General features: G+C 65.0%; 10 protein-coding genes and 1 riboswitch. Of the genes, 3 read left to right on the top strand and 7 right to left on the bottom strand.

All coding sequences use genetic code 11. The annotated features are described in order from the left end of the window. Positions 1-26 precede the first annotated feature (26 nt). Positions 27-261: riboswitch (cobalamin riboswitch) on the top strand. A gap of 208 nt (positions 262-469) precedes the next feature. Continuing rightward, a complete protein-coding gene (gene metE, locus BCV67_RS10965) occupies positions 470-2,758 on the top strand; it encodes a 5-methyltetrahydropteroyltriglutamate--homocysteine S-methyltransferase (RefSeq protein WP_062170430.1) in 2,289 nt (762 codons plus the stop codon). Between the two features lie 692 nt (positions 2,759-3,450). After that, positions 3,451-4,071 carry a nicotinamidase gene (locus BCV67_RS10960; protein ID WP_062170432.1) on the top strand — a complete coding sequence of 207 codons (621 nt, stop codon included), beginning with the start codon at positions 3,451-3,453 and terminating at the stop codon, positions 4,069-4,071. Here the strand turns inward: BCV67_RS10960 and purU are convergent, their stop codons facing one another. Then, entirely contained in the window at positions 4,072-4,923 is an 852-nt protein-coding gene (purU, locus tag BCV67_RS10955; protein WP_062171892.1) for a formyltetrahydrofolate deformylase, read from the bottom strand. It lies immediately after the preceding gene. Positions 4,924-5,014: 91 nt separating this feature from the next. Continuing rightward, on the bottom strand, positions 5,015-5,278 hold the full coding sequence (locus BCV67_RS10950) for a DUF2798 domain-containing protein (RefSeq protein WP_156455891.1): 264 nt from the start codon (positions 5,276-5,278) through the stop codon (positions 5,015-5,017). Between the two features lie 141 nt (positions 5,279-5,419). Here BCV67_RS10950 and BCV67_RS10945 point away from each other — a divergent pair, with 141 nt between their 5' ends. After that, the gene (locus BCV67_RS10945; RefSeq protein WP_062170436.1) at positions 5,420-6,358 is read left to right on the top strand and encodes a LysR family transcriptional regulator; all 939 of its coding nucleotides are present in this window, start codon (positions 5,420-5,422) and stop codon (positions 6,356-6,358) included. Between the two features lie 42 nt (positions 6,359-6,400). On the opposite strand, the gene BCV67_RS10940 is transcribed toward BCV67_RS10945, so the two are convergent. The 5 genes from BCV67_RS10940 to BCV67_RS10920 form a co-directional block, all read right to left on the bottom strand. Further along, positions 6,401-7,510: an NADH:flavin oxidoreductase/NADH oxidase gene (locus tag BCV67_RS10940; RefSeq protein WP_062170439.1), complete on the bottom strand. Its 1,110-nt coding sequence runs from the start codon at positions 7,508-7,510 to the stop codon at positions 6,401-6,403. Positions 7,511-7,584: 74 nt separating this feature from the next. Next, positions 7,585-8,403: an NAD-dependent protein deacetylase gene (locus BCV67_RS10935; RefSeq protein ID WP_231732516.1), complete on the bottom strand. Its 819-nt coding sequence runs from the start codon at positions 8,401-8,403 to the stop codon at positions 7,585-7,587. A 53-nt stretch (positions 8,404-8,456) separates the two neighbouring features. Further along, positions 8,457-8,861, bottom strand: coding sequence for an acyl-CoA thioesterase (locus BCV67_RS10930; RefSeq protein WP_062170443.1), 405 nt, complete (start codon positions 8,859-8,861; stop codon positions 8,457-8,459). 387 nt (positions 8,862-9,248) lie between these two features. Next, on the bottom strand, positions 9,249-10,268 hold the full coding sequence (locus BCV67_RS10925) for a ribonucleotide-diphosphate reductase subunit beta (protein WP_062170445.1): 1,020 nt from the start codon (positions 10,266-10,268) through the stop codon (positions 9,249-9,251). A gap of 145 nt (positions 10,269-10,413) precedes the next feature. Continuing rightward, positions 10,414-12,723: a ribonucleoside-diphosphate reductase subunit alpha gene (locus BCV67_RS10920; RefSeq protein ID WP_231732517.1), complete on the bottom strand. Its 2,310-nt coding sequence runs from the start codon at positions 12,721-12,723 to the stop codon at positions 10,414-10,416. Positions 12,724-12,771 lie beyond the last annotated feature (48 nt).

The following is a 12,771-nucleotide window of genomic DNA, read 5'->3' as shown; positions in this document are numbered from 1 at the left end:
CACTTGACCTGCCCGTGGTTGCGGCCTATTTTGTGCGTCGCCAAGGTATACATCTCTTTATCCGAATGAAGGGATGTATTTAAACGGGAATCCGGTGACGCAGGCCACATGGCTGCCATTCCGGAGCTGCCCCGCAGCGGTGAATGGAAACGACCGCCGTCAACAGCACTGGGGTGATACCCGGGAAGCGACGGCTACTAGGTGGGTGCAGGCGCACCCGTGTCCATCAGCCCGAATACCGGCCTGGGCCAGGGGATGTGTCGTCCCCTGTTTCGACCTGGAATCTCCGCGGGGAGCTTGCCGGTGCCGCCGTCTGCCACAGGCAGGCGGTCGGGTGCTGCGCTGCCTCCACGCAAGAGACCGGTTCGCCCGCGGGGGCGAAGGTCGCTGGCGGGGTGGAAGCGGCTGCAAGGCGCGCGGCACCGCGCGGTTCCTTCGTTCCTCAATGCCCAAGCAATGAGGAAACAACATGACCATCATTACCAACCTGGGATTCCCCCGGATCGGCGCGCGCCGCGAACTCAAGCACGCGCTGGAAAGCTACTGGCGCGGCGAAACCGATGCCGCACAGCTGCAGGCCAGCGCCGCCGCGCTGCGTGCCCGCCACTGGCAGCTGCAGCGCGATGCCGGTGTGGACGTGCCACCCAGCAATGACTTCAGCCTGTACGACCACGTGCTGGACACCGCCTTCCTGTTCGATGCCATTCCCGCCCGCTACCGCGCCCTGCTGCACAGCACGCCACTGGACGCCTACTTCGCGATGGCGCGCGGGCTGCAGCGTGACGGGCTGGATCTGCATGCGCTGGAAATGACCAAATGGTTTGATACCAACTACCACTACCTGGTGCCGGAACTGCAGCGCGGGCAAAGCTTCCACCTGCGCGGCGACAAGCCACTTGCCGAATACCGCGAAGCCAAGGCGCTGGGCATCGAGACGCGGCCGGTGCTGCTGGGTCCGGTCAGCTTCCTGCTGCTGTCCAAGACCAGCGATGGCAGCAACCCGCTGGACCTGCTGGACAACCTGCTGCCGGTCTACGCGCAGCTATTGGCCGCATTGAAGCAGGAAGGCGCGCAATGGCTGCAGCTGGACGAGCCGGTGCTGGTGCAGGACCTGGATGCCGCCAGCAAGGCCGCGTTCGAACGTGCCTACGCCTATTTCAGCGCCTTGCCGCGCCCGGACATCCTGCTGGCCACCTACTTCGGCGCACTCGAGGACAACCTTGCACTGGCCACCACGCTGCCGGTTGAAGGCCTGCACGTGGACCTGGTGCGCGCACCCGAGCAGCTGGATGCGGTGGTGCGTGCGCTGCCGGCCGAACGCGTGCTGTCGCTGGGCCTGGTCAACGGCCGCAACATCTGGCGCAGCCCCTTGGACAACGCATTGATCCTGGCGCGCTACGCGCTCGGCCATCGCGGTGCCGACAAACTATGGCTGGCGCCGTCCTGCTCGCTGCTGCACTGCCCGGTGGATCTTGGCCTGGAGAAAAAGCTCGATGCCGAACTGCGCGACTGGCTGGCGTTCTCGCGGCAGAAACTGCAGGAACTGCGCGTACTGGCCGATGCGCTGGACGGCAAACCCGACGCCGAACAGGCGCTGGGCCGGGCACGCGAGGCCATCGATGCACGCCGTCGTTCGCCGCGCGTGCACAACCCAAAGGTGAAAGCGCGCCTGGCTGCATTGTCCGCAGCCGATGCCCGCCGCGACACGCCGCACGCGCAACGTCAGCTGCTGCAGGCCGATGCACTGCGCCTGCCGGCCTTCCCCACCACAACAATCGGCTCCTTCCCACAGACCCAGGACGTACGCCTGGCGCGCGCCCAGAACAAGGCCGGCAAGCTCTCCGATGCCGACTACGACACCTTCCTGGCCGAACAGACCGCGCTGTGCGTGCGCGCCCAGGAACAGATCGGCCTGGACGTGCTGGTGCATGGCGAGTTCGAACGCAACGACATGGTCGAGTACTTCGGCGAACAGCTCGATGGCTTCGCCTTCACCGGCAACGGCTGGGTGCAGAGCTACGGCTCACGCTGCGTGAAACCACCGATCATCTTCGGCGATGTCAGCCGCCCGGCGCCGATGACGGTGCGCTGGTCGCAGTACGCCCAATCACTGACCGACAAGCCGATGAAGGGCATGCTGACCGGACCGGTGACTGTGTTGCAGTGGTCGTTCGTACGCGATGACCAGGCCCGCGCCGACACCTGCCGGCAGATCGCACTGGCCCTGCGCGATGAAGTGCAGGACCTGGAGGCAGCCGGCATTGCCGCCATCCAGATCGACGAGCCGGCCCTGCGCGAAGGCCTGCCACTGCGCCGCGCGCACTGGCAGGACTATCTGGACTGGGCCGTGCAGAGCTTCCGCATCAGTGCCAGCGGCGTGGCCGATGCCACCCAGATCCATACCCACATGTGCTACGCCCAGTTCAACGACATCATCGAAGCGGTGGCCGCACTGGATGCGGACGTGATCTCGATTGAAACCTCGCGCTCGCGGATGGAGCTGCTGGATGCCTTCGCCCGCTTCGACTATCCAAACCAGATCGGCCCGGGTGTCTACGACATCCATTCCCCGCGCGTACCCGACAGCGCGGAGATGGTGGATCTGCTGCGCAAGGCCGCGGCGGTGCTGCCGGCCGGGAAGCTGTGGGTCAACCCGGACTGCGGCCTGAAAACCCGCGCCTGGCCGGAAACCCGCGCCGCGCTGGAAGCGATGGTCGATGCGGCGCGCACCCTGCGCAGGGAGCATGCTGCGGTTTGAGAGCGGTGCGTTCAGGCCAGACGGAGGGGGGCTTTAGCCCCCTCCCTTTCGCGTCAGCGAAGGGGGGAAGAAGGCCTGCTTGCGCGCCACTGGCGCGCGGCCTGATGAACGACCGAAGGCTGTACCTTCGGGCCGGGCGGGTTGGGGAGGGGGGCTTTGGCTCTCTACCTGCTTCGCGGCTTACGCCGCTCCCACAAGGATTGTGTGGAACGCCTATGCCGAGCATGGCTCGGCACTACCTGCTTTGCCCCCTCCCTTTCGCGTAGCGAAGGGGAGGGTTGGGGAGGGGTGCTTTGGCTCTCTACCTGCTTCGCGGCTTACGCCGCTCCCACAAGGATTGTGTGGAACGCCTATGCCGAGCATGGCTCGGCACTACCTGCTTTGCCCCCTCCCTTTCGCGTAGCGAAGGGGAGGGTTGGGGAGGGGTGCTTTGGCTCTACCTGCTTCGCGGCTTACGCCGCTCCTGCACGTGCGTGTGGAACGCCCCTGCCGAGCATGGCTCGGCACTACCTGCTTGACTCCCTCCCTTTCGCGTAGCGAAGGGGAGGGTTGGGGAGGGGTGCTTTGGCTCTACCTGCTTCGCGGCTTACGCCGCTCCCACAAGAATTGTGTGGAACGCCTCTGCCGAGTGTGGCTCGGCACTGCGTTGGCCCTGCCGTAAACTGTGCATCCCCCGCGTCAGGAAGCTGCCGATGTACGGAACAGACGTTGCGCTGCTGGTCGTCGACCTGCAGCCGGATTTCATGCCTGGTGGCGCGCTGCCCTGCCAGCAGGGTGATGCGATCGTGCCCGGCATCGCCGCGCTGCTGGAAGCACGCCACTACGCAACCGTTGTCGCCACGCAGGATTGGCACCCGGCCGACCATGCTTCCTTCGCCAGTCAGCATGCAGGCCGCAAACCGTTCGAATCGATCGCGCTGCATGGCCAGGCGCAGACGCTGTGGCCGGATCACTGCGTGCAGGGCAGCGCCGGTGCCGGCCTGGACGCACGGGTGGACTGGAAGCATGCCGACCTGATCCTGCGCAAAGGCACGCAGCGCGACGTGGATTCGTACAGCGCGTTCCGCGAGAACATCGGCCCGCAGGCCACGCGTGCGCCCACCGGGCTGGCCGGCTGGCTGCATGAACGCGGCATCCGCGAAGTGCATGTGTGCGGGCTGGCGCGCGACTACTGCGTGCTGTGGAGCGCGCAGGATGCCGCCATCAGCGGCTTTGCCGTGCGCTTTCTGTGGGATCTGACCCGGCCGGTAAGCGCGGACAACGATGCCGTCACCCGCATCGCTTTGAGCGAATGCGGGATCCAGATCGGCTGATCAGCGGAACACCACCGTGCGGTGCCCGTTGAGCAGGATGCGGTGCTCCACGTGCCGGCGCACCGCACGCGCCAGTACCTGCGATTCGGTATCACTGCCCAGCTGCACCAGATCACGCGGCGTCATGGCGTGATCCACGCGCGCCACGTCCTGCTCGATGATCGGGCCTTCGTCCAGATCGGACGTCACGTAATGCGCGGTGGCGCCGATGATCTTGACCCCGCGCGCATGCGCCTGGTGGTACGGCTGCGCACCCTTGAAGCTGGGCAGGAAGCTGTGGTGGATGTTGATCGCCCGCCCGGACAGCGCCTGGCATAGCCGCGGCGACAGAATCTGCATGTAGCGCGCCAGCACCACCAGATCGATGCGCTCACGTTCGACCAGGTCGATGATCTGCTGTTCCTGCTGCTCGCGGTTGTCGGCGTCCACCGGCAGGTGGTGGAACGGCACGCCATAGGAACTGGACAGCGCGGAAAAATCGTTGTGGTTGGAGGCCACCGCGGCGATATCCACCTTCAACTGGCGGCTATGGGTGCGGAACAGCAGATCATTGAGGCAGTGGCCCTGCTTGCTGACCAGCACCAGCAGCCGCGCACGGCGGCGCGCATCGTGCAGCTGCCAATCCATCGCGAACGACGCGCCCAGCGCCTGCAGGCGCTCGCGCACCTGCGGCTCATCACCGGCCTTGCGCATGTCGAAATGCACGCGCAGAAAGAAACGGCCGCTTTCATCGTCGCCGAACTGCTGCGCATCGAGGATGTTGCAGCCCGCCTCGAACAGCAGGCCGGACACGCCGTAGACGATACCGGTACGGTCCGGGCAGGAAAGGGTGAGGATGAAATCAGGACGCATGGTCAACGACATCTAACAGGCGGGCCGTGGAAAGTAACCGTTCCGGCCACTCCCCGCCAAGACAGTTGCAGCTGACACCGTCGCCTGTGGCTCAGTGCGGGTGCACGGTCAGTGCCACCAGCCGCAGCACCAGCGGGCGCACCAGCAGCACGCAGAAGAAGGCGATCGGCATCGCCAGGCTGTAGGACGACAACACCCGCCGCACGAACTGCCCATCAATATTGGAATTGGCGGCGGTGATCACGATGCACATCAGCATGGCCATGATCGAGGACATGAAGAAGGCGAACACATAAGGCGTGGCACGGACATGCAGTTTCCTGCGTCCAATGGCAGCGGGACGGGACTCGATCATTCGGCGGCCTCCATTCATCGACGCAATCAGGCGATTGCAGGGCCGGCATCATAGGCAGCGGCCCGACGCTCGGCTAGGCTGAGCCGGCTTGGCACTTTATAAAGAATTCCTTTGCAATCACCCCGGAAAATACCGGCAAGCATGAACACTCTCCAGTCCATCCGCAGCTTCATCCGCACCGCCGATGCCGGCAGCCTTGCCGCCGCAGCGCGCACGCTGGGGATCAGCGCCGCCGCAGTGGGCCAGAACATCGCCCGGCTGGAAACCCACCTGGGCGTGCGCCTGTTCAACCGCACCACCCGCCAACTGGCATTGACCGAGCGCGGCGCACTGTACCTGGCGCAGGTGCGCCATATCGAACGCGACCTGCAACGGGCACAGGCAGCGGTGACCGATCCGGATGCAACCCCGGCTGGCCGCCTGCGCATCGCCAGTACCGCCGCCTTCGGGCGGCACGTGCTTGCGCCCCTGTTGCCGGCCCTGCAGCAGCGCTATCCGCGGCTGGAACTGGAACTGCTGCTGGCCGACCGCACCGTCGACCATGCGCATGAAAACGTGGATGTCAGCATCCGCATCGAACCACAGCTGGAGGAAGGACTGGTGGCACGCCCACTCGCCCAGGTGCCGCTGCTGTTCTGTGCCTCGCCCGCCTACCTGGCCAGTGCCGGCACCCCGCAGGCGCCGGAAGACCTGCACGCACACCGCTGCCTGCTGTTCCGCTATCCGACCGATGGCCGCTATCTGCCCTGGCGCTTCGTCCGCGACGGCCTGCGTTTCAGTGCCGACGTGCGGCCGGCCATGGTCAGCGACGATGTCGATGCGCTAGCGGCCATGGCCGCGAACGGCGGCGGCATCACCCGCCTGACCGCTTTCGTCGCCGCACCCTATATCGCGCGCGGCGAGCTGCAGGCCTTGTTCCAGAGCGAGGTGGCCGGCGCCGCACAGGCCTCGCCCGAGCCGATGCAGCTGTTCCTGTGCGTCAGCGACCGCCGCGATCTGACCCCGAAAGTACGCTCGTTGCTGCAGCACATCGTCGAGTCGCTGCCCCCGGCGTGGCGCGCGGACAGCGACCCCGCCTGAGCGTCAGCGGCCTGCCCGCTGACGCTCAAAGGGGAATCCAGCTCAGCCCTGCTCGGCGGGCTTGAACAGGCCACGCAGTTCGTGCGGTTCGCAGCGCAGGTACTGCGGCGATGCGCTCACCTGGGCGCCGAGTGCGGCAGCGGCATGCCATGGCCAGCGCGGGTCGTACAGGATGCCGCGGGCAATGCCGATCGCATCGGCCTTGCCTTCGTTGAGAATGGCTTCGGCATGGGCCGGTTCGGTGATCAGGCCCACCGCGATCACCGGCGTGTCGATCTCGGCCTTGATCGCCGCCGCCTGCGGTACCTGGTAACCCGGGCCAACCGGAATCTGCTGGCGCGGGTCCAGACCACCGCTGGACACATGCAGGAAATCATTGCCGCGCGCTTCCAGCGCCTTGGCCAGCACGATGCTCTGCGCCACGTCCCAGCCGCCCTCCACCCAATCGGTGGCGGAAATGCGCACACCCAGCGCGACATTGCCTGGCACCACCGCGCGCACTGCATCGAAAACGCGCAGCAGCAGGCGCATGCGGTTTTCCAGCGATCCGCCGTACTGGTCATTGCGCTGGTTGCTCAACGGCGACAGGAACTGGTGCAGCAGGTAGCCGTGCGCGGCATGCAGTTCGATCAACTCCAGCCCGAGCCGTACAGCGCGCCGTGCAGCTGCAACGAAATCCTCGATCACCGCATCGATGCCGGCCGCATCCAGCGCTTCGGGCGTGGGGTCACCGGCCTTGAACGGCAGTGCGGACGGCGCCAGCACCTGCCAGCCGTGCGTCTGCCCAGGAGCAATGGCCGCGCCGCCCTGCCACGGCTTTGCGGTGGACGCCTTGCGCCCGGCATGCGCCAGCTGCACGCCTATCGGCATCGGCGACCAGCGCCGTACCGATGCCAGCACCTTGCCCAACGCGGCCTCGGTGGCATCGTCCCACAGGCCCAGATCGGCCCAGCTGATGCGTGCGCGTGGCGACACCGCAGTGGCCTCGATGATCAGCAGGCCGGCACCTGACTGCGCCAACTGGCCAAGATGGATGGTGTGCCAATCGGTGGCATCGCCCTCATCGGCCGAGTACTGGCACATCGGTGCGATGACGATACGGTTGGACAGGGCAAGCGGGCCTAGCGACAACGGTGAGAAAAGCTGACTCACGTGGGGCGTTCCATCAAACGGGAAAGGCGACCATTGCACGCTGCCGCAGCCGCCGATTCAACCGGTGTGATGGATCACTGCGTCTTGGCACCATCAAGCAGGAAGGCCAGCGCCTGCGCGCACGGCATCTGCACCTTCAACGACAGCAAGGCATCGGCGCGGGTCCGGCCCAGATTGACCGCTGCTATCGGCAGGCCGGCCTTGGCGGCGGCATCGACGAAGCGGAAACCCGAATACACCATCAGCGACGAGCCCACCACCAGCACCGCATCCGAGCGCTGCAGGTGCTCATGCACCGCCGCCACACGTTCGCGCGGCACGTTCTCACCGAAGAACACCACATCCGGCTTGAGCACGCCGCCACAGGCCTCGCAGGCGGGCACGTTGAAGCTGGAGAAATCGGCTTCCAGATCGGCATCACCGTCGGGCGCGATGCCCGCGTGCAACGCGTCCCAGCCCGGGTTGGCAGCGAGCAGGCGTTGCTGCAGAAGCTCGCGCGGGCTGCGCCGTTCGCAGCCCATGCAGCGCACCTGGTCCAGCCGCCCGTGCAGATCAATCACGGTATGGCTGCCGGCACGCTGGTGCAGGCAGTCCACGTTCTGCGTCAACAACAGTTCGACGCGGCCATCCGCCTCCAACGCCGCCAGCGCATGGTGGCTGGCATTGGGCCGCGCCTGACCGAAACGCGGCCAGCCCAGCAGGCTGCGCGCCCAGTAACGCTGGCGGGTTGCCTGCTCGCCCATGAAGGCCTGGTAGGTCACCGGCGGCGTGCGCTTCCATTGGCCGTCGCTGTCGCGGTAATCGGGAATGCCGGAGTCGGTGCTGCAACCGGCGCCAGTGACCACGAACAGGCGCCGATGGCTGGCAATGAACTCCGGCAGTTCGGTGATCACCGCCGGCGACAAACGCCCGGGCTGGACCGAAGAAGTCGTCATCGCCGCATCACTCAGGCCGGTGTCGGCAGTGCCGGCACGCTGGTTGGGTGGCCTTCGGTATCGAGTGCGATCATCACGAAGCTGCCCTTGGTGCAGAGCTTGCGTTCACCGCTGTGCAGGTCTTCGGCAATCAGTTCGACTTCCACATGCATCGAACTGCGCCCTACCCGGACCACCCGGCCGATGGTTTCCACCATCTGCCCGATGCGGATCGGCAGCTTGAAATCGACCTGGTCCGAGCGTGCGGTAACCACCGTGCAGCGCGAATAACGGGCAGCAGCCAGGAACGCAGCCTTGTCCATCCACGCCAACGCCTGGCCGCCGAACAGCGTGCCCATATGGTTGGCGTGGTTGGGGAATACGATTTCCGCCATGCGGACTTCAACCGGCGGATTGGTTTCGAGGATGGGGGTCATGGCGATCACCTGTAAGTTCACGCCGATGATACGCCCGCCCGGCTGTGCAGCTTGTGTACGCAGCCAAGGCTTTGTAGGAGCGGCGTAAGCCGCGAAGCCGATAAAGCCTCAGCAACAGCAAAGGCCCCCCTCCCCAACCCTCCCCTTCACCTGCGGTGAAAAGGAGGGAGACAAGCACAGCCGCGACGCCCCGCTCTACTCCCTCCCTTGCGCAACGCGCAGGGGAGGGTTGGGGAGGGGTGCCTTTGCTGTTGCTGTTGCTGTTGCCTGAGCATCCTGAAAAAAGCGAACAGGCTTTACGTGTAGAGCCTGAAGCCCCCCTCCCCAGCCCTCCCCTTCACCTGCGGTGAAAGGGAGGGAGCCAAGCGCGCTTGGCGCAGGCGAAAATCAGAACGCCATATCGAACGCTACTTCACCCTGCACGCCGACCTGGTAGGCAGATGCACGGCGTTCGAAGAAGTTGGTCAGTTCCTGCACGTCCTGCAGCTCCATGAAAGGCAGCGGGTTGCGCACGTTGTACTTCTTGGCCATGCCCAGCTTCAGGAAATGGTTGTCGGCGCAGTGCTGCAGGTACTGGCGCATGTCGCGGGTGGAAATGCCGGCCACGCCGCCGGAGAGCACGTCCTCGGCGAACTGAACTTCGCAGTCGATGGCTTCTTCCAGCATCTGGTAGACCTCCTGCTCCATCTTCGCGTCGAACAGATCGGGTTCCTCGGCGCGGATCTTGCGCACGCACTCGAACGCGAATTCCATGTGGCAGCTCTCGTCGCGGAACACCCAGTTGGTGCCGGAGGCCAGCCCCGGCAGCAGGCCGCGCGAACGGAAGTAGTACACGTAGGCGAAGGCGGCAAAGAAGAACAGGCCTTCGATGCAGGCGGCAAAGCAGATCTGGTTGAGCAGGAACTGGCGGCGGTCCTCACGGGTTTCCAGGCGCTTGGTTTCCTGCAGCGAGTCGATCCACTTGAAGCAGAAGTCGGCCTTCTTCTTGATCGAGTCGATGTTCTCCACTGCCGCGAAGGCCTTGAAGCGCTCTTCCGGGTCCGGCAGGTAGTTGTCCAGCAGGGTCAGGTAGAACTGCACGTGCAGCGCTTCTTCGTAGAGCTGGCGCGACAGGTACATGCGCGCTTCCGGCGCATTGAGGTGCTGGTACAGGTTCAGCACCAGGTTGTTCGACACGATGGAATCGCCAGTGGCGAAGAACGCGACCAGGCGGTGGATCAGATGCTGATCGGCCGGCGACATCTTCTGGTGCAGGTCGGTGATGTCGATCTGGAAATTGATCTCCTCCACCGTCCAGCTGTTCTTGATGGCGTTGCGGTACATCTCGTAGAAGTCCGGGTAACGCATCGGACGCAGGGTCAGCTCGAAGCCGGGATCGAGCAGCATTTGACGGGGGGACTCGGACATGTTGGATCTCCATTCCCTTCTCCCTGCGGGAGAAGGTGGCGCGCAGCGCCGGATGAGGGTTGGTACTGGGAGGCTTGGGTCTGCTTGCTTGCAGAGCGCCCTCACCCCAACCCCTCTCCCGCGCGCGGGAGAGGGGCTTGAGCAATTACTGGCAGGCTTCGCAGGCTTCCGGGTTTTCCAGCGAGCAGGCCACGGCTTCTACCGGGGTGTAGCTGCTGACCGTGGTCTTGGCGATCTTGGTGGCCGGACGCGAGCGCAGGTAATAGGTGGTCTTGATGCCCTTCTTCCACGCGTACATGTACATGGACGACATTGCGCCGATGTTCGGGCTTTCCATGAACAGGTTGAGCGAAGCCGATTGGTCGATGAAGGCGCCGCGGTCAGCAGCCATGTCGATCAGCGAACGCATCGGCAGTTCCCAGGCGGTGCGGTAGATATGCCGCAGCGTTTCCGGGATCTGCGGCAGGTTCTGGATCGAGCCGTCAGCCAGCTTGATCGCATCGCGCATCTCCGCCGTCCACATACCCAGCTGCTTCAACTCGGTCACCAGATGACGGTTGATCTGCAGGAAATCGCCGGACAGGGTTTCGCGCTTGAACAGGTTGGACACCTGCGGTTCCACGCATTCGTAGCAACCGGCAATGGAGGCGATGGTGGCGGTAGGCGCAATGGCGATCATCAGCGAGTTGCGCAGGCCGTGCTGCTTGATGCGCTCACGCAGCGCGTCCCAGCGCGCGGTATCTTCCGGTACCACGTTCCAGGCGTCGAACTGCAGTTCGCCATGGGCGGCACGGGTGTCGTTGAACGAAGGATGCTTGCCGCGTTCCTGGGCCAGTTCGCAGGACACTTCCAGTGCGTGGAAGTAGATGGCCTCGGCGATCTTGGCCGACAGCGCGCGGGCTTCGTCCGAATCAAACGCCATGCGCTTGCGGAAGAACACGTCCTGCAGGCCCATGCAGCCCAGGCCGACCGGGCGCCAGCGCAGGTTGCCGCGGCGGGCGGTTTCAATCGGGTAGAAGTTCAGGTCGATGACGCGGTCAAGCTGGCGCACGGCCAGGCGCACGGTCTCGGCCAGCTTCTCGAAATCGAAGTCGCCGTGGGCGTCGAGGTGGTTGCCCAGGTTGATCGAGCCCAGGTTGCAGACCGCGGTCTCATCGTTGGAGGTGATCTCCAGGATCTCGGTGCACAGGTTGGACAGGTGGATCACGTTGCCGGCGCGCAGGGTCTGGTTGCTGGCCAGGTTGCACTTGTCCTTGAACGTCATCCAGCCATTGCCGGTCTCGGCCAGGGTGCGCATCATCCGCGAATACAGCTTGCGGGCGGACACGCTCTTGCGCGCCTTGCCCTGGGTTTCAGCCTGCACATAGGCCTGCTCGAACGCCGGGCCGTACAGGTCGGTGAGCTCCGGCACCACGCGCGGGTCGAACAGCGACCATTCCTGGTCGGCTTCCACGCGCTGCATGAACAGGTCCGGCACCCAGTTGGCCAGGTTGAGGTTGTGGGTACGGCGCGAATCGTCACCGGCGTTGTCGCGCAGCTCGAGGAAGTCCTCGATGTCGGCGTGCCAGGTTTCCAGATACACGCAGGCCGCGCCCTTGCGCTTGCCACCCTGGTTGACCGCAGCCACCGAGGAATCCAGCGTCTTCAGCCACGGCACGATGCCGTTGGAGTGGCCGTTGGTCGACTTGATCAGCGAGCCGCGCGAGCGCACGCGGGTATAGCTGACGCCGATGCCGCCACTGAACTTGGACAGCTGCGCGATATCGGCATAGCGGTCATAGATGGATTCCAGCGAATCCTGCGGCGAATCCAGCAGGAAGCACGAGGACAGCTGCTCGTGACTGGTACCGGCGTTGAACAGGGTCGGGCTGGACGGCAGGTAGTCCAGGCTGCCCAGCCGCTGGTACAGCGCCAGTGCTTCGGGCACGTCTTCGCTCAGCGCGCTGGCGATGCGCAGGAAGAACTGCTGCGGCGTTTCGATGACCTTGCGCGTATGCGGGTGACGCAGCAGGTAGCGGTCATACAGGGTGCGCAGACCGAAGTAATCGAAGTTCAGGTCGTAACCCGGATCGATCGCATCGTTGAGCTTGCGTGCATTGACCTGCACGAAATTGAGCAGGCGGTCGTTGATCAGGCCCACTTCGTGGCCACGGCCGACTGACTGCGAAAACGCATGGATCTCCTGCCCGGACACTTCCTTGCCGATGAAGTTGGCCAGCAGGCGCGCGGCCAGGCGTCCGTATTCGGGCTCTTCGCCGATCAGCAGCGCGGCGGTACGGATCGACAGCTCATCCAGTTCCTGGGTGCTGGCGCCGTTGTACAGGCCGGAGATGGTGCGCGTGGCCACGCGCATCGGGTCCACCGCATGCAGGCCCTCACAGCAGCGCTGGATGGCGCGGACGATCTTGTTCAGGTCTACCGGCTCGGTGCTGCCATTGCGCTTGGTCACGCTCATGGCGGTGGCGGTCGGCGGCGGGGTCAGTTCAAAACCGGCTTCAGCCGG

The sequence above is a fragment of the Stenotrophomonas nitritireducens genome, assembly GCF_001700965.1.
Lineage (GTDB): Bacteria > Pseudomonadota > Gammaproteobacteria > Xanthomonadales > Xanthomonadaceae > Stenotrophomonas > Stenotrophomonas nitritireducens_A.
The sequence above is the reverse complement of the archived record's forward strand: the minus strand, read 5'-3'. Positions and strand labels throughout refer to the sequence as shown.